Origin of the sequence: Sulfurimonas iocasae, assembly GCF_047716755.1 — a bacterium.
Classification (GTDB): Bacteria; Campylobacterota; Campylobacteria; order Campylobacterales; family Sulfurimonadaceae; genus Sulfurimonas.
Genome location: NZ_CP180409.1, coordinates 135,224 through 153,138, shown reverse-complemented (window position 1 = coordinate 153,138; position 17,915 = coordinate 135,224). Strand labels below are relative to the sequence as shown.

At 34.1% G+C, this 17,915-nt stretch carries 20 protein-coding genes; 17 read left to right on the top strand and 3 right to left on the bottom strand.

Annotated elements, in window-relative coordinates:
- The first annotated feature begins 36 nt into the window (after positions 1-36).
- The 3 genes from ACLHDE_RS00815 to ACLHDE_RS00805 are packed head-to-tail and all read left to right on the top strand — an operon-like array spanning position 37 to position 3,467.
- Entirely contained in the window at positions 37-1,248 is a 1,212-nt protein-coding gene (locus ACLHDE_RS00815; protein ID WP_415397265.1) for a cytochrome-c peroxidase, read from the top strand.
- Positions 1,245-3,074: a multiheme c-type cytochrome gene (locus ACLHDE_RS00810; RefSeq protein ID WP_415397264.1), complete on the top strand. Its 1,830-nt coding sequence runs from the start codon at positions 1,245-1,247 to the stop codon at positions 3,072-3,074. The genes ACLHDE_RS00815 and ACLHDE_RS00810 overlap by 4 nt, the downstream gene beginning before the upstream one ends.
- Before the next feature lie 3 nt (positions 3,075-3,077).
- On the top strand, positions 3,078-3,467 hold the full coding sequence (locus tag ACLHDE_RS00805) for a thioredoxin family protein (protein ID WP_415397263.1): 390 nt from the start codon (positions 3,078-3,080) through the stop codon (positions 3,465-3,467).
- A 1-nt stretch (position 3,468) separates the two neighbouring features.
- Here ACLHDE_RS00805 and ACLHDE_RS00800 read toward each other — a convergent pair whose 3' ends face one another.
- A complete protein-coding gene (locus ACLHDE_RS00800) occupies positions 3,469-3,834 on the bottom strand; it encodes a hypothetical protein (RefSeq protein ID WP_415397262.1) in 366 nt (121 codons plus the stop codon).
- Positions 3,835-3,973: 139 nt separating this feature from the next.
- On the opposite strand from ACLHDE_RS00800, the gene ACLHDE_RS00795 reads away from it, so the two are divergent.
- The 12 genes from ACLHDE_RS00795 to ACLHDE_RS00740 all read left to right on the top strand — a co-directional run bounded on the left by ACLHDE_RS00795 (position 3,974) and on the right by ACLHDE_RS00740 (position 14,367).
- Entirely contained in the window at positions 3,974-4,165 is a 192-nt protein-coding gene (locus tag ACLHDE_RS00795) for a hypothetical protein (protein ID WP_415397261.1), read from the top strand.
- A 173-nt stretch (positions 4,166-4,338) separates the two neighbouring features.
- Positions 4,339-4,665: a hypothetical protein gene (locus ACLHDE_RS00790; RefSeq protein ID WP_415397260.1), complete on the top strand. Its 327-nt coding sequence runs from the start codon at positions 4,339-4,341 to the stop codon at positions 4,663-4,665.
- A 42-nt stretch (positions 4,666-4,707) separates the two neighbouring features.
- Entirely contained in the window at positions 4,708-5,361 is a 654-nt protein-coding gene (locus tag ACLHDE_RS00785; protein ID WP_415397259.1) for a c-type cytochrome, read from the top strand.
- Positions 5,351-6,784: a cbb3-type cytochrome c oxidase subunit I gene (locus tag ACLHDE_RS00780; RefSeq protein WP_415397258.1), complete on the top strand. Its 1,434-nt coding sequence runs from the start codon at positions 5,351-5,353 to the stop codon at positions 6,782-6,784. The genes ACLHDE_RS00785 and ACLHDE_RS00780 overlap by 11 nt, the downstream gene beginning before the upstream one ends.
- An 11-nt stretch (positions 6,785-6,795) precedes the next feature.
- Complete coding sequence (locus ACLHDE_RS00775; RefSeq protein ID WP_415397257.1) at positions 6,796-6,948, top strand: hypothetical protein; 153 nt, start codon at positions 6,796-6,798, stop codon at positions 6,946-6,948.
- Between the two features lie 62 nt (positions 6,949-7,010).
- A complete protein-coding gene (locus ACLHDE_RS00770; RefSeq protein ID WP_415397256.1) occupies positions 7,011-8,651 on the top strand; it encodes a cytochrome D1 domain-containing protein in 1,641 nt (546 codons plus the stop codon).
- 237 nt (positions 8,652-8,888) lie between these two features.
- The gene (locus ACLHDE_RS00765) at positions 8,889-9,194 is read left to right on the top strand and encodes a c-type cytochrome (protein WP_415397255.1); all 306 of its coding nucleotides are present in this window, start codon (positions 8,889-8,891) and stop codon (positions 9,192-9,194) included.
- Complete coding sequence (locus ACLHDE_RS00760; protein WP_415397254.1) at positions 9,194-10,318, top strand: radical SAM protein; 1,125 nt, start codon at positions 9,194-9,196, stop codon at positions 10,316-10,318. Before ACLHDE_RS00765 ends, ACLHDE_RS00760 begins: the two co-directional genes overlap by 1 nt.
- On the top strand, positions 10,311-11,444 hold the full coding sequence (locus ACLHDE_RS00755; protein ID WP_415397253.1) for a cytochrome D1 domain-containing protein: 1,134 nt from the start codon (positions 10,311-10,313) through the stop codon (positions 11,442-11,444). Before ACLHDE_RS00760 ends, ACLHDE_RS00755 begins: the two co-directional genes overlap by 8 nt.
- Positions 11,444-12,184, top strand: coding sequence for a uroporphyrinogen-III C-methyltransferase (gene cobA, locus ACLHDE_RS00750; protein WP_415397252.1), 741 nt, complete (start codon positions 11,444-11,446; stop codon positions 12,182-12,184). The genes ACLHDE_RS00755 and cobA overlap by 1 nt, the downstream gene beginning before the upstream one ends.
- On the top strand, positions 12,177-13,688 hold the full coding sequence (locus tag ACLHDE_RS00745) for an ATP-binding protein (RefSeq protein WP_415397251.1): 1,512 nt from the start codon (positions 12,177-12,179) through the stop codon (positions 13,686-13,688). Before cobA ends, ACLHDE_RS00745 begins: the two co-directional genes overlap by 8 nt.
- A complete protein-coding gene (locus ACLHDE_RS00740; protein WP_415397250.1) occupies positions 13,678-14,367 on the top strand; it encodes a response regulator transcription factor in 690 nt (229 codons plus the stop codon). Before ACLHDE_RS00745 ends, ACLHDE_RS00740 begins: the two co-directional genes overlap by 11 nt.
- Before the next feature lie 142 nt (positions 14,368-14,509).
- Here ACLHDE_RS00740 and ACLHDE_RS00735 read toward each other — a convergent pair whose 3' ends face one another.
- Together ACLHDE_RS00735 and ACLHDE_RS00730 are read right to left on the bottom strand one after the other, a co-directional pair.
- A complete protein-coding gene (locus tag ACLHDE_RS00735) occupies positions 14,510-15,211 on the bottom strand; it encodes a tetratricopeptide repeat protein (protein WP_415397249.1) in 702 nt (233 codons plus the stop codon).
- Positions 15,212-15,222: 11 nt separating this feature from the next.
- Entirely contained in the window at positions 15,223-15,645 is a 423-nt protein-coding gene (locus tag ACLHDE_RS00730; RefSeq protein WP_415397248.1) for a hypothetical protein, read from the bottom strand.
- 79 nt (positions 15,646-15,724) lie between these two features.
- Between ACLHDE_RS00730 and ACLHDE_RS00725 the strand changes: the two genes are divergently transcribed.
- Both ACLHDE_RS00725 and ACLHDE_RS00720 read left to right on the top strand, forming a co-directional pair.
- Positions 15,725-16,588, top strand: coding sequence for a DMT family transporter (locus ACLHDE_RS00725; protein WP_415397247.1), 864 nt, complete (start codon positions 15,725-15,727; stop codon positions 16,586-16,588).
- A gap of 62 nt (positions 16,589-16,650) precedes the next feature.
- Positions 16,651-17,835 (top strand): NAD(P)/FAD-dependent oxidoreductase, encoded by a 1,185-nt coding sequence (locus ACLHDE_RS00720; RefSeq protein WP_415397246.1) that lies wholly within the window; start codon positions 16,651-16,653, stop codon positions 17,833-17,835.
- Positions 17,836-17,915 lie beyond the last annotated feature (80 nt).

The following is a 17,915-nucleotide window of genomic DNA, read 5'->3' as shown; positions in this document are numbered from 1 at the left end:
TACTATAACATAATAGTAAAATAATAGGAAATTATTATGAAATTTTTCACTTATGTATTTATATTTATCATATTACTTTTAACCTCTGTATCTTTTCTCTTACCAACAAAAGAAAAACAGCAGTTTGATGATGACGCTTTAAGAACTGCCGCATTATCAAGAAATATGTCTAGTACTCCTGCTACTTACGGCGATCTTTTAAAGTTAGTAGATACACCTGAAAATAGAATGAGTAAAGAGAAGATAGATCTCGGTCGTGACCTTTACCATGAGAAGATGCTCTCTAAAGACAAAGATATCAGTTGTGCAACTTGTCACGTTCTAAGTAAAAACCTAAAAGACAAAAACATATATTTAAAAGCGCTGACTTCCAAAACAAATGATAAAACAGACTGTGTTGTATGTCATCTCTCAGACCAAAGCGGAACTGACAGATTTGAGACTGCAGTCGGACATGGCGGAGCAGAAAATCCTTTTCATCTAAACACACTTACAACTCTAAATGTTGCTTTAGCGAAGTTTCAGACATGGGATGGAAGTGTTAAAAGCGTAGAGAAGCAAGTTGGACTCTCTATACAGGACCCGACTCAAATGAACCTTTCAATAGAAGAAGTTGAAAAAAGACTTCTCGAAGATGCCAAGTATGTAAAAAAATTTAAACTTGCATTTGACAAGGTTAGTTTTGAAAATGTTGAAAAAGCAATCGGTGCTTATCTTAAAACTCTAGTTACTCGTAGTGATTATGACAGATTTTTAGACGGTGATAACGACGCAATGAGCAAAAAAGCAAAAAAAGGTCTGGCAAACTTTTTAAACTTCGGATGCAAAGGTTGTCATACGGGCGTAACAGTCGGCGGACAGAGCATACAAAAGTTTCCCCTTAGAGACTACAACAGTATAGTTGATGTGACAAACTCTTTTAATGAAGAGGATAAGGGGAGAGAAGTCAGTGACTTTGACTTTAATGCCAAGATGTATCACCCCTTTCCGTTTGAGAACAAGGGCGGCTTTATGGGTAAAGATGGAGAAAGACTCTTTAGAGTTCCAATGCTTAGAAATGTCACGAAGACTTCACCATATTTTCATAACGGAGCGGTTGCCAAAATAAGAGAAGCAGTCTTTCTCATGGGTAAACACCAACTCGGTATGCATCTGACAAATAGGCAGATTGATGAGATTGTAGAATTTTTAAAATCACTTGAAGGAGATGTTGTGGATTATAAAGTTGTAAACAAGGATACAGTATGAAAAATATACATATGAAAATACTTATAATTTTGATGTTTTTAAGCGGAATATTTCAATATAGCATCTTTGACTTAAGTTGGGAGTATTTTAGAATAATTCAGGCAGTTCATATAATGAGTTCTGCATTTATAGCTATATTTCTTCTTTTGCCATATGTGAATATGCATACTTATGAGTACATGATAGTAAAACGTGCCAAAAGTACAAGCGGTGTAACACTTGGGATACTTTTATTTTTCATAGTTGCAAGCGGATTTTACCTTTTCCTTGTTGGAAACACAGGAGGAGATACTATAGGAGTTATATCATATTACATACATCTATATGGTTCTTTTATATTGCTATATTTTCTTTTCCTTCATGCAAGAAAGAAAATTGATTTCAATGCAAAACCTTTTGTTGTTATCGCTTTACTAGTTGGCATCTCTTATCCGAGTATCTCATACAGCAGTGAAAAATTAACAAACATAGAACTAGAAATTGGTGTTGATAGATATCACAATGAAGACTGGACAAACTCTGCTAAATGTAAATCATGTCACGAAGATATTTTCAACCAATGGGCAGATTCAAACCATAGGCATCTAACCGGAACAAATCCATACTATATAGTAATGGAAAACTTAGCCGGTGCAGATATGGGAGATGAGTTTAGACAGTGGTGTATGGGATGCCACAATCCAAGTGCAGTTACTACAAAACAAAAAAGATCTACACATAGAATGGACGTAAACAATATGCCGAGCGTCCTTTTTGAGAAAGGCTCACAAAGTTTGCTAGATGAGTTTAAAACACACGGAAACTCTAGACTTGAACAAGGTGTCTCTTGTGTGACTTGTCACAGAATAACAAAAACAGATTCTAAAGGAAACAGTTCTTATACACTGGATTTGAAAAATAGAAAAAAATATGTTTTTGAAGATAGTAGTTCTGGTGTAGAGAAATGGCTCAGTGAAAAGTTCATAAACTCTAACCCGATAGTCCATAAAGAAAGTTACTCAAAAGAGCTTTATAAAAAGAGTGCTTACTGTGCATCTTGTCATGATGAGTTTTTACCAGAAGATTCTAAAAGACCGATAGTTTCGACTTTTAAAGAGTGGGAAAAATCGCCTTTTAACAATCCTAAAGACCCAAGTAAACACAAGACTTGTATTGATTGTCATATGACATATATGAAAGATGGTAAACGTGCACCGCTCAAAGGTCAATCGACTACAGGCGGAAAAGTGAAAGAGGATATCAAAGTTCACTATTTCTCAGGATCGAACCACTTTTTATCTGGTCTAAAAAGTAAAGAACATGAGGATCAAACTATACAGCTTCTTCGCACTTCTGCAGAGATTGATGTAGATATAAAAGATGGCAAAGTTTTAGCTGGAGTTAAAAATGTTGGGGCTGGACATCACTTGCCAACTGGGGTATCAGATTTCAGAGAATTATGGCTTGATATTACAATTACAGATAGAGATTCTAATGTTGTTTTTAGCAGTGGTAAACTTAAAAGTGACGGTGATTTAGACATAGATGCAAGACCTTTTATGAAAGTATTTGGTGATGAAAATTCAAAACCCGTTGGTCTTCTATTTTGGAGATATAAAAAACTCATAAGTGATACAAGGATTCCTGCAGGAGAGAGAAGAGTTGAATCTTATGATATCTCAGATGCTGCGAGTCTAAAATATCCTTTAAAAGCAGTTGTAAAACTCAACTTTAGAATCTATCCTCAATGGGTAACGAGTATAGTGCAAAGAGCATTTCCACAACTTCCGAATCCTCCTGTTTTGATGCTTAAAGAGATACAAAAAGAATTTCAAATACAGAGGTGACAAATGCGTTTTTTTATACTTATTTCAATATTATTATCAATACTTCAAGCCAGCCATGTAAGCTGGTACGGAGACTTTGACAAAGCCCATCAGCAGGCATTAAAAGAGAATAAAAAGCTTATGGTATTACTCATAGAAAAAGAGTGTAAAGAGTGTATTGAAACTATAAAAACAACTTTTATAAATCAGCCATACATAGATAAGATAAACAGAGAGTATGTTTCAGTTTTAATCACTAAAAATCAAAAGAGTAGTTATCCTATTGAAATGCTATATACATTTGCATATCCGACACTCTTTTTTTTAGACAATAAAGAACTTTTTGTATGTAAACCTATAAGAGGGGGAGTGACTCCAGATAAGCTAAAGGGTTATCTGGAACAGTGTAAGTAATTTAGTGTGAAGAAGAATCTTTACTAAGCTCATCTTCTATTGCACCACGAAGGTCAGAAGTGGCGTCAGCATTTTCAAACTCTATATGTCCATCAGAAAATTTAATTGATGAAGAAACTGTTTTCCCATCATCTGTTTTTTCGGCTATAGCTTCATTACTTTTAAACTCAGTTATTTTCCAACCTGTTTCTTCTCCTGCTTTCTTAATAGCATTAATAATTTTTTCATTGTTATGAGTCTTAACATATAATGCATTCTTAGAAACTTTTGCATCCTTCTGCTCTGGAGAATATGATCCACCCGAACAACCAGATGAAAGTATTAAGGCAACAGTTGATATTAATGTTATTGATAAGATTTTTTTCATCTTTTAATCCTTTTTTAATCTTTCTTAATAAAATATAAATTTTACAAAGAAATTTAATTAATCAATGATATAATAAGAAACTTAAAAAAAAATTGATGTATATCAAGATTTCAATGCACTATATAACAGAAGGTGAACAATGACACAAGAGATTATAATCATATTAGTAATGGCTGTGCCAATGATACTCTTTGGTGTCTATCCAGGTCTAAAATTAGGAGAGTTTCTCGAACGTAAGTATAATATAGGAGAAAGTCTAAAAAGAAAAATTATGATTATTACAACTGTTGTATTTACACTGACTTTATCTTCATTGTTGTACTATATCTGATTATGATATTTACTAATATTTTAGCCTCTTGTTTCATAAAGTTACGTTAAATATAAAACTTTCCTTAAATTTAAAATTAATTTAATAAATTGATTTATATCAATTCTTTTTAACATAAATAGGAATAAACTACAACTGATTCTGAAAAACTATTAACACACAAAGGAGATATCGTGATTGAAGAAGTAGTAATGAGACAAGATATAGCTCTAGATGATTTCTTACCTATCTTTGTATCCTCTTCACTTGTTTTAGTATTTGGAGGATTCTATGTTGGTATATATACCGCTGTAAAAGTTAAACTACTAAAAAAATGGACTATGCCTATCGCATATATATTTTGGATGTTAACTGCCTATTGTTTGTATTTAATGGGAAGTTTAATGCATGTAGGTGAATTTACAGCGAAGGCTTTAGTAGTTGCAGGAATAGGATTACTTCTACTTCCTCATGCAATCTACTATATGCAGCATCAAGTTCACGAAGAGAATGAACATTGATATATTGTTGTATATATCAGCAGCAATTTTTAGGAGGTCACAGTGGCTAAAGTATCTGTATGGAGTGACAATCGTTTCTGGCAACGTTCAGCAGCGTGGATTACAGGATTTGCAGCAGTACTACTTATTTGGCTAACATTTGACACAGCGGGTCAAATAGCAATGGGTACTGATGCAGACTTACAAAATGGCGTAACGAAGAGGGTTCCAGGACCAACAGTTATTAACTATAAAATCACTTATGAAATGAGCACTAAACGTGGTCACGAAGTTCCAGTGATAGGGGAAAAAGAAAAGTTTTTTGGAAGAGATGATTACTCAGAAGACGAAGCAGCAGCTTTACTTCACCTAGGTAAACTTGGTTCTCAAACTAAAAACTGTATGAACTGTCATACACTTCTTGGTAATGGAGCATATTATGCACCAGATTTAACTAAAGCTTGGTTAGATCCAGCATGGCAAAATGATGGTACGATGCAAGCAATGACTGGCAAAAGTACAAAAGAAGAGGCTATGGCTGAATTCTTACAACATCCATCTACTTATCCAACTCATGCTCGTATGATGCCAGATCTTGGTATTACGCACGAAGAGGCAAAAGGTTTAGTTGCTTTCTTGAAACATATGTCATCAATTGATACAAATGGTTTCCCAAGAAACTTCGGAAAAATCAAAGGAGCAGTTCATGGCAAGTAATCACTTAACAGGTATTGGAAGTGAATCAAAACAATTAGCGACATGGTATTTTGCTTTTGCTGCTATCATATTTGGTGCACAGTTACTATTTGGTTTAGTTGCGGCGATTCAGTATGTTATGCCGGGCTTCTTATTTGAATTATTAGATTTCTCAGTTGCTAGAATGTTACACATCAATTCACTAATTGTATGGATGGTTTTTGCAATGTTCGGTTCAGTTTATTGGTTATTACCTGATGAAACTGGCATTGAAACTGTTGGTATTAAAGTTGGTAAATTATTATACTGGGTATTTGTAGCAGCTATTGTTGTAGTTATTTTAGTATATCTATTTATTCAAGTTGGGCCGGCAGATGAAACATCTATCTGGTTTATTCATGAAGGTAGAGAGTATATTGAAGCTCCCCGTTGGGCTGATATAGGTATTGTTGTAGTTGCTCTTGGATTTGTTGCCAATCTATGGTTAACAGGTATGAAAGGTAAAAACAGCGGTATCGTTACAGTTCTTATGGCAGATATGATCGCTTTTGCTGGTCTTTACTTAGCTGGTATGTTCTTTACAGACAATATCACAGTTGATCAGTACTGGTGGTGGTGGGTAATTCACTTATGGGTTGAGGCTACTTGGGAAGTTTTCGTTGGTTCGATTGCTGCTTATGGTCTTATCACTATGATTGGTGCAAGCCGTAAAGTTGTTGAAATGTGGTTATGGATTGAAGTAGCAATGCTATTTGGTTCAGGTATCTTAGGTATCGGTCACCACTATTTCTGGATTGGTACACCTGAGTACTGGTGGGAAATTGGAGCACTGTTTAGTGCACTAGAGCCATTACCACTTGTAGCAATGTTCATCCACGTTATGTATGACTGGGGTAAACAACAAGGTAAACAAAGTGCTAGCGGAAGTAACGTATCAGTAGTTAACAATCAACCTGCTTTCCTATGGTTCTGGATGAATGCATTCGGTAACTTCTTAGGTGCTGGTGTATGGGGATTCTTTCATACGCTACCACAGGTAAACCTTTATACACACGGTACACAGTTTACATCAGCTCACGGACACTTAGCGTTCTTTGGTGCTTATGCAACTATTCTTATCGGTATGATGTATCTTGCAATTCAAGGTACAAATGGTATTAAAGTTATGAAAAATACTAAATCATCTCTATGGGCACTTAGTCTAATAGTTGGTGGTGTTATGGGTATGACAGTAGCACTTACAATTGCTGGTTATGTTCAAGTTCTTGTTTCTCGTGCACAAATGGGTGCTACTTGGGCTGGTTACTTTGACGGTCAGAGTGGTATGTGGTTTGCACAGGCTATGGATTGGAGACTAATAATGGGAATGGTAACATTCACAGGTTTCTTATTCTTAATAAAAGATTTCTTAAGTACTGGTAAAAACCCAGTCCACGAAAAATAAGGAGATATATTATGTTTGAACCAATGACAGATGTAGTACCAAGCTTTTTTGCTTGGTTAAACCAAGGTCCATTAACTCTAACTATCTTTCTTCATTCTGTTATTGTACTTCCAATGCTTTGGATTTATAAACAAGAGAAAGCTCGTTTAGAAAGTGAAAGTTAGAAAGTCAACTAGTAGGCGGGCCTTAGGGCCCGCTTTATCGAAATTTTAGGAGGAAGAATAAAATGAGATTAAATAAATTAGTTATATCAGCTGCTGCTTTAGCAGTAGTGAGTTCAGGTCTATTTGCTGGAACATCTAATATGGATGTAGAAAAAGTATTTGAAAAAGAGTGTCAAGGTTGTCACGGTCCAAATCACGAAGGTGGTGTTGGTTCTGATTTACGTCCTGCTGTAATTGAGAAGAAAAATTCTTATAAACTTGCAGAAGCAATTTTAAATGGTAGAGCAGGTACTGCTATGCCAGAATTCAAAGCTTCATTCAACAAAGACGATGCTGATAAAATGGTTGATTACCTACAGCACTTTAAAGGTAGAACAATGGCTGTGTTAACACTTGATAGTGTTAAAGCTGGCTGGAAGCCTTTAAATGACAGAATGAAATTCTACAAAAAATATACAGATGCTGCAGATGTTAAGAAAAATACTGATATCTGTTTCGTAACAGAAAGAGATGCAGAGCGTGTTGCATTTGTTGATGGTACTTCAGGTAAAATTTTATCTAAGCACCCTGCTGGTTTTGCTGTTCACGTAACAGTTACAAATAAGCGTCAGCCTCGTTATGCTTACTCAATCTCTCGTTCAGGTTTAGTAACAATGTTCGACCTTAACACTCCGGGTCAGCAAAAAATTGCTGAATGTCAAGTTGGTTCTGATTCTCGTGGTCTAGCGGTATCTCCAGATGGTAAATACCTAATGGCAGGTAACTACGTACCAGGTGGAGCTGTTCTAATGGATGCAATGACTCTTGAGCCATTAAAAGTTTACCCAACTTCATCTGTAATTAAACCAAATGGTGACATCGGTTCATCTCGTGTTGCAGGTATCTTTGATACTCCATATGGTCCATATATCGCATTTGCACTTAAAGATGGTGGGCATGTATATATCGTAGATTATTCTAAACCAGGTTTCCCAATCGTTGGTGATATTCCAAATATTGGTGACATTCTTCACGATGGTTTCTTAAATGAAGGTAAAGAGATTGGTAGATATTTATTTATCGCTTCTCAAGGTTCTGATGTTGTTGGTGTTGTAGACTTTAAAACTAAATCTTTAGTAACTAAAATCTATACAGGTCCTTCATCTAAGCCACACCCAGGACAAGGTTCTTCATGGTTTAATGAAGGTCTAGGTCAACAACTTGGTGCTACTGTTAACATGAACTTAGGTCAAGTTACTATCTGGGATGATCACTTTGATGTTATCCGTCAAATCCCTATCGGTGGTGGTGGACTATTTATCGGTACATCTGAGCATACTCCATTCCTATGGGCAGATAATGTACTTGGTGGTGAAGCTAACTGGAATAAAATTCACTTGATTAACAAGCAAACTTTAGAGTTAGATAGAATTATTACTGTTGGTACTACTCAAGGTACTGTTACAGATCCAGTAACGCACAAAACTCTTTACAAATGGAATGTTCCAACTGTTAAAGATGTTAAAGGTCAAGCTATTACTCCTAGAATCTTACACGCTGAGCCAGCAAATCACGGTTATTGGACTATGATTTCTGAGTGGAACTGTGGAAGAATTGGTATCTATGAAGCTAAAACAGGTAAATTTGTTAAATATATCAATGGTTTAACAACTCCTACTTTTACTTACTCAATCGAACATAGACAAACTGTTCCGGGAGCGTAAGCTTCTAACTTCTCTCCTTCGGGGGAGAAACCTTTCTTAAACTTCTTCAAATATTATCAAAATTTATAAAATTGATTAAAATCAACGACAAATCTACTATAAATTGCTATTCTATAAACTATACAACTTACAATTTGCACAATAAACAAAAATGACAAAAATGACAATTTTTGCATATTCTAAGCTGTAATTCAAGCTTATTTTTGATAGAATAATTTATTAAACGAAAGAATAAATATGAAAATACATTTACTACTAATACTTACTTTATCTTCTCTTTTATTTTCTGAAGATTTAGATGGAAAAAAAGTTTTTGAGACCTACTGTTGGGGATGTCATCACCAAACAGCAGTTGCATTTGGGCCTCCATTTAATGAGATAGCAAACAAACGCTCTTTTGAAGAGATACAAGCCTATATTATTGACCCAAAAGCAATGTATAAAGCTTTTGGCTATAAAAGAACTGCTATGACAGAATTCAAACTAAGTGATGATGAAAGAAAAGCAATTGCAAACTACATCCTTACATATAAAGGTAAATAATGTTTAGACTATCAAATCTAATCTCTTCCGTGGTAGAGAATAAAAAAGAGAGAATCTTAGATGGCTCTATCGCTATATGGAACTTTACAAACAGATGTAACCTTTCGTGTATGCACTGCTACTCAAAATCAACTCTAGATGAAGTTGATACGCTCACTACAGAACAAATCAAAAAAACTATTTTAGAGATGAAAGCAAATGGCGTAAAGTTCATCATCTTTTCAGGTGGAGAGCCGCTAACTAGAAAAGACCTATTTGAGATAGCTGATTTTTGTAAAGAAAATGGAATCATAACTTATCTATCAAGTAATGGACTCTACTTCACCAAGAGTAACGTAGGGCGCATTGTAGACACCTTTAACTATGTTGGAGTGAGCATCGATGGAGATGAGCCGACTCATGACCACTTTCGTGGATTAAAGGGCGCTTTTAGAGAGACTCTAAAGGCTGTTCAACTTGCAAACTCTGCAGGTGCCAAAGTCGGTATTCGCTTTACAATAACAAAAGAGACAATAAACTCTCTAGAATATATTTTTGATTTGGCTGAACGTGAAAATATTCCAAAAATCTACATCTCTCATCTGGTATATTCCGGACGTGGTTTAGATAACCTCAAAATGGATTTAACTAAAGAGCAGAGAAGAAAATCTGTTGAGTTTATCCTTAAAAAAGCGTTTGAGTATTACGAGACTGGCAGAGATATAGAGATAGTAACTGGAAATATGGAGATGGATGCTATTTTATTTCTTAATGAGTTCGCATCAAGATATCCAAAACTAAAAGAGACTATGAGAAAAAGACTTGTAACTTGGGGCGGAAATTCAGCCGGAAGAAAACTACTAAACATTAACTCCGAAGGTGATGTAAGACCTGACCCTTTCTTTCCACTAACAGTTGGAAATATTATAAAGCAGGACTTTGGGGATATTTGGCAAAAGGGCGAGCTGTTAGATAAGCTTAGAGTCCATCCAAGAGCAATAAGCGGCATATGTGACGGCTGTGAGCAGATAGATATATGTAATGGTGGCTCACGTGCTCGTGCCTATGCAATATCAGGTGATTTATGGGCAGAAGACCCATCATGTTATTTAACTCAAAAAGAAAGAGAGATTAATTATGTTTAAAAGATTATTATTAAGTACGGCAATTGTAACTTTAGTATTTGCAAGTGCAAATGCTAAAGGTATTAATCCAGTTTTATCTATGTTAAATACTGAAGAAAAAGTATTTGTAGTAGAGAGAGAAAGTAATTCTCTGGCTGTTATAGAAAAAGGGTTAACAAGAGGTCATATGACTGGGATGCACAACATGAACCATGGTGTTGTTAAGTTTGACGGTAAAGATGGTTATGTAATAAGTCGTGATGGTTGGGTTGTAAAATTTGACCCCGAGAAAGAAGTTATACTAAAAGAGCTTAAAACTAGTGAGAGTGCTATTGGATTTACAATAACTAAAAACTTTCTTGCTGTTGCCAACTATGCTAAAAAAAGTGTAGACATACTAGATAGAGACCTGAATCCTCTTCAGTCATTTCAAACAGGTTCTAAAAATGTTGGTATCAAAACTTATAAAGATTATCTTATTTTTTCACAGATGGATAATGACAAAATAACTGTTTTAAAAGATACGAATTACGGTAAAGGTCTTCCTCACTTTGTAATTCACAAAGAGTTTGAAGATGTTGGTGTTATGCCATTTGATGCGATGATTAAAGACAACAATTTCATAACTGGATTTTTTCAAAGTGATTACTTCGGTGTAGTAAATTTAGATACTATGAAATACTCAAAAATAAAAATTCTATTAGAAGACAGAAAACCTGTACTTAAAGTTCCACATTTTGGTTTTTGGAGTATAGGCGGCGGATATGTATTTATCCCTGCAGTTGGAAATAACAAAGTTCTTGTTTATACACCAGACTTTAAATTTGTAAAAAATATTGAAACCGAAGGTCTTCCAGTTTTTACTGCTCTTTCTCCTGATAAAAAATATTTAGCGGTAACATTTAGCGGTAAAAAATTTCCGGTTATTCAAATAATAGACACTAAGACTTTAAAGGTCATCAAACGCTTTGAGTTTGATGGAAAAGTTCTGCATGTTAGATGGTCAAATATAAGACCAAATCTCTATGTGTCGGTCAATGATACAAATAAAGTTGCAGTTCTTCATACAAAAGATTGGTATTTAAGCAGAGAAATATTTCAAATCAAAAAACCGTCAGGTATATTTATTTATGAGGAAAAAAAATAATGGGTAAAGTTTATTTAACCGGTGCTGGTCCTGGAGATATTGAATTACTCACTCTCAAAGCACTTAGAGTAATTAAAGCAGCTGACGTGATCATTTATGATCGTCTAGCTAATCCTGATATTCTAGAAGAAGCAAAAAGTGGTTGTGAATTTGTATATGTTGGCAAAGAGGATGGTCGCCATATCATGCCTCAAGATGATATAAACGAGACAATTTATCAAAATGCATTAAAACATGAAAATGTAGTTCGTCTTAAGGGTGGTGACCCATTTGTATTTGGTCGTGGTGGAGAAGAGGCTATTTATCTTCTTGAAAGGGATGTAAAATTTGAAATAATTCCAGGAATTACTTCTGCAATTTCTGCACCAGCTTATGCAGGAATCCCCGTTACTCATCGTGGAGTTGCTGTGAGCTTTAGAGTAGTAACCGGACACGAATCACCAAACAAGAAAGTATCTCAGATTCCATGGGACAACTTTAAAACTGATGATACAATTATATTTCTGATGGGTTTTCATAATCTTCCTCAAATAAGTAAAAAACTTATGGAAATTGGTAAGTCTGCTGATTATCCGGTAGCTGTAATCTCAAAAGGAACAACAAAAGATCAAAGTGTTGTGGTCGGAACTCTTGAGAACATAGTTGAAAAAGCCAAAGATATCCCTACTCCTGCACTTATAGTTGTAGGTAGAGTAGTTGAACTTAGAGAACAACTAAAATGGTTTGAGGGAAATGCCTAAACCACCGCACGACTTCAAACAGCCAATAGAAATTGCTCACAATATCTATTGGGTTGGAATGTATCTTGACAACGACCCTTTTCAGTGTCACCCGTACTTCATAAAAAATGGCAATGAATCAATTTTAATTGATCCGGGATCCATGCTTGAATTTGATGAAACTATGCGAAAAGTAAAAAGTATCGCTGATATCAAGTCTATTAAATACATTGTACTTCATCATCAAGACCCGGATTTAGCAGCGGCAGTACCTGAAATAGAAAAACTCATAGATAGAGATGACCTGCTTATAGTGACTCACTCAAGAATGTCTCTTTTAATCAAACACTATCTTGTAAGCTCAGACTATTATGAGATAGATAAACATGATAATAAATTGATAACTTCCAATGGACTTAGACTTGATTTTCTAACCACTCCATATTGTCATTCTCCTGGTGCATTTGTAAGTTACGAGCCAGAGACAAAAACACTATTTTCCGGAGATATCTTTGGAGGCATTGAAGAGTCTTGGGAATTTTATGCAGATAGCACATACTTTGACAAAGCTAAACAATTTCACGAAGAGTATATGCCGAGTAAAGATATTTTTAACTATGCCCTAAACAAGATTGAGAAACTGGATATAAATATTATAGCACCACAACATGGCTCTATAATAAAAAAACAATATATTACTAAGCTTATAAAAGATATGAAAGATCTTGATTGCGGACTATATATAGAAGATAAATATAATCGAGAATTATTAGACACAATCAATGAGCTACAAGAAAAAGAAAAGACCATACAAGAGCAGGATAGACATCTTTTTGAACAGTCAAAAAGAGCTGAAATAGGTGAAATGATAGGCAATATAGCACATCAATGGCGTCAGCCTTTAGCAATTGTCAGTACCATTGTAGCAATTTTAAAAGAAAAAAATAGTGCAAATACTTTAACTCCAAATGAAATTTCTGATAAACTGAAAAAGATGGAGAAAAGAGTTGTTTATATGTCAGACACAATCGAAGATTTTATGAACTACTATAAACCAGATAAAAAGAAATCAACCTTTGATGTCTGCGATGCACTTAACAGAGCACTTGAAGTTTCTGCTTACATAAAAGAGAGTGAAAAGATAGAGATAAATATACTTAAAGAAGAAAACTTAAGTATCTATGGACTTATAAATGAGTTTGTGCAGGTAATTATCTCTATATTATCAAATATTTATGACTTAAAAGAGATAAGAGCCATCCAAGAGATAAAAATAGACATCTCCTTACAAAGAGATGGCGAAGATGTAGTTTTGTCCATAAGCGATAATGCAGGTGGCATAGATAAAGATGTTTTATCAAAGATTTTCAATCCATATTTTACAACAAAACATCAATCTATGGGTACAGGCTTGGGTTTACATATTGCAAAAATGATTATAGAAGATAATATGGGTGGCTCATTACGTGCAAAGAATAATAAAGATGGTGCAACATTTATAATAAGGATGAAGAGTGAAAAATAGTGAATTAATTGAAGATATTTCAATCCTCATAGTAGAAGATGAGTCAGAACTAAGAGAATACTTACGAGAATATTTACAAATATTTTTTAAAAAAGTATATGTAGCTAAATGTGGTCATGAGGGTTATATTCAATACTTAGAAAAAAGACCAGACATTATGTTAAGCGATATAAACATGCCAAATCTTGATGGATTAAGTATGATTAAACGAATTAGGGAGCGTGACACTGAGACAGATATTATAATAATGAGTGCTCATTCTGAGCAAGAAAAGCTTCTTCAGGCAATAGAGCTTGGTCTTGTCACATATCTAATTAAGCCTATCAATTCACAAAAGTTAAAAGATGTTCTACTAAATCTTGTAGATAAATTAAGAGCTTCTAAAAAGAGAATTTATCTGAGTCAAGAAATATTTTGGGATAAAACATCTTCTACTCTATGGAACTCTGAAAAACAGATTTTTTTAAAAGAAAAAGAGTTAACACTTTTTAAACTTTTGTGCTCAAAAACGAACCATGCTTTTTCAGCAGAAAATATTTTTTACCACCTTTATGGAGAGAGTGAAAAAGAGTTCTCTGAATATTCAGTCACATCATTTATAAAACGTCTAAGAGCAAAACTTCCGGAAAACCTCATACAAAATGAATATGGCTTAGGATATAAAATAATATTAAAGTAGGTTGACTAAGTGTGACAAATTCTTCTATTATAATTGTAAACGAGACTTTTTAATATCTCCTCGACTCACAGAAATATTGTATAAAATCAGAATTTAAATTCTGATTTTATTTTACAAAGAGTGATTAATTTACTTCAGCTAGTTAATATTTACCAAGATTATATTTTAACCATAATAACTCAGCATCTTTATTTCCACTATCTTTTGACATTTTTGCCCATTTTTTAGCTTGTTTAAACTTCTCTTTCGTACAGTATATCTCTGCAAGAAGATAGTAGGATCTCTCATCACCTTGCGCTGCATTTTTCTCTAACCATCGTGCAGCTTTATCAAACTTAAGTAGTTGCATATAAACAAGTCCTATATTTTGCTGTGCTTGCTCATTTCCTTGAAGTGCAGAGCTTTCTAAAAGTTGAGCTGCTTTTGTAGCATTCTGCTCCACTCCGTCACCTCGATAATACATAAGAGCGAGATTATACTCGGCATTTGAGTTCTTAACTTCTGCAGCCTTGCTAAGCCATCTGAAGGCACTCTTGGAATCTTGTTTTACATTCTGACCTGTTAAGTACATCATACCTAAGTCATTTTGAGCTCTTGCATCTGAAGCATTTGCAGCTTTTTCTAACCAGACAACACCTTCTTTTGTATTTTTTTGTACACCAAAACCATTAAAGTAAAGATAACTTAAGGCATTTTGAGCAATTGTATCACCAGCTTTTGCACTCTTTTCATATAGTTTAAAAGCTTTATCATAATCTTTTTTCTTAAAAGCCTCAAGAGCCTCTTTAGTATCCCCAAGCAGTGCTACAGCCACCAACAACATAGATAGAACAATCTTTAACATTAGAATCCTTCTTAATTACTTTTACATTTTTTCATCATCTCTAGCCAATCTAGAGAGAAGTTTTTTAACACATATGACTTATGATGCGGGACACTACATGATGAACAGTCTTGGTGTATAACACCCTTTCCTGCAAACTCTTCACCATTGTTAATATCACACTTACTAAGTATTTTAAACTCGTTGTACACTCCCAGACCATTATCATTGAATCTAAAGTTAGGACAAGCACACATATAGCAGTTTAACTCTTCCATATCATGACATTTCTTATTATCTTTATAAAGAGGGCAAAAATTTGGCTCTTTTTTTACCATGTTGTCAAAATCAAAATACTCTAGCATACGCTCTTTTGAGTAACCAGACTCAACTAACTTATCTACAATTTCTTTATGCTTTTTAGCATGGGCGTCAAACCATTTAGTATAACTCATAGGGTATATTACCTAAAAAAGTAAAATGATTTAAGCTATAATGACAAAAAAATAGCAAATCTTTGCAAAAGACTAATCATTGAAAAACTCACACTTTATCTATCTTCTTATTTTAGCAATGTTTTTATGGGGTGGGGGATGGAGTGCCCTTAAAATTCTCACCTTTGATCTCTCAATCGAAATTATAATATTTTGGCGTTTTTTCCTTATGAGTTTATCTTTTATCCCTATTCTTTATCTTATGAAAGTGCCTCTAACTCTAAACCGCTCAGGTGCGAAGTTTGTAGCATCTAGCTCTATTTTAAATATATCTTTCATGATTTTCTCTTTTTTGGGAGTAAAGTACGGTTTTGCAGGAAACGGAGGAGTAATTATTACAACTCTAACACCACTTATGACATTTTTACTTGTTGCTATTATCTTTAAAACTAAACTTTTTGCATCTCAATTTGCAGGTCTATTCATAGGTCTTATAGGTGGAGTTATTATACTTCAGCTAAATGATTTGAGTCTGTTTCTTAACAGCTCGAACATATACTTCGCACTTTGTGCAATTATTTGGGCTGGAGTAACAATTCTATCTCAGTACTCTCATAAACATATTCATCCTGTACACTATAGTTTTTATATATCTGTAATAGCAACTATTTTCTCATTTATATATGCATTTAACAGTGATTTAATGAGTGTTTTTGAGCAGGGAGTTAAATTCTGGATAGCTATGCTTTATCTGGCAGTTTTAGGACAAACTGTAGCAACTACTATCTTCTTTATAGCTTCAGCAAAACTAGGTAGCCAAAAAACAAGTTCGTTTATGTTTTTAGTGCCTATATTCTCTCTTATTATCGCCTGGGCTGTCTTAGACGAGACTATACATGCCCATATTCTTATTGGTGGCTCTCTTAGTCTTATTGCCGTTTACTTTATAAATAAAAAAAATTAATAGGTTTTTAATATTACTTGCTGTAATATTTTTCATTATAAAGTTTTATACAAAAGGTTATTATGAAAACTGTTTTAATTATAGGTGGCGGCTTTGCTGGTCTTGAAGCTGCTATTTTTTTAAGAAAATTAAATTATGCTGTTACTTTAGTGAGTGAAAGAGATTACTTTTTCATCTACCCTACTTCCATCTGGGTTCCAACAAGAGAACAAGAGTTCGATGATGTTTGTATAGATCTTAAAAAACTACAAAAAGTGCATGGCTTCAAGCTAATAGTAGATGCTCTTCAAAAGATAGATGCTAAAGAGAATTCATATACTCTAAATAGTGGAACTGTTTTAAAAGATTATGATCACGTAGTTCTTGCAATGGGCGCTTCAAAAATGAAGCACAAAGGGATAGAAAATACACTATCTATTTGTGGTGCACCAGAACAATCTCTTAAAATCCGTAACTCATTAGATGCACTTATAGAAAAAGGAAGCGGTAAAATCTGCTTCGGTTTTGGAGGAAATCCAAAAGACACTTCTGCTGTTCGTGGTGGACCTGCATTTGAACTACTTTTTAACACTCACTATCTTTTGAAGAAAAAAGGCATAAGAGACAATTTTGAATTAATATTTTTTGCACCAATGCCAGAACCTGGAAAAAGAATGGGTAAAAAAGCTCTTAAAATGATGGCTGCATTTTTTGAAAAACAAAATATAAAACAACACTTTGGTAAAAAAATAAAAATCTTTGAAAGTGATTCTATTATATTTGAAGATGATTCAAAGCTTGCATCTGACTTTACAATGTTCATAGCTGCAGGAAATGGTCATGATGTTGTTAGAGAGTCAGAGTTACCAACTAATGAAGCTGGATTTATAAAGATAGATGACTATTGTAATGTTGTTTTTGACAATCCTCAGATGCCCACTAATATTTATGCAATTGGCGATATAGCAGCTTTAGAGGGAGCTGACTGGAGAGCAAAACAAGGTCATGTTGCAGAAGTAATGGCTAGAAATGTTGCTTTTAATATTGAGCAAAAAGACAAAGGGCTTTCACTCTTTAAAGGCTATCAAGAACATATTAATATTTTATGTGTAATGGATAGTGGAGATGGTGCTTCATTTATATATAGAGATAATAAAAGAACCTTTATGATTCCTCTTCCTTTTATAGGTCATTGGTTAAAAAAAGGATGGGGTTCATATTGTAAGTTATCTAAACTAAATAAAATACCTAGAATTCCGGGTCTTTAATTAGTTCACATTTAATTCACACTTTTTACTTTTATAATACAAATCAAGAAAGAGAAATATAGGACTTTATGTCCACATGA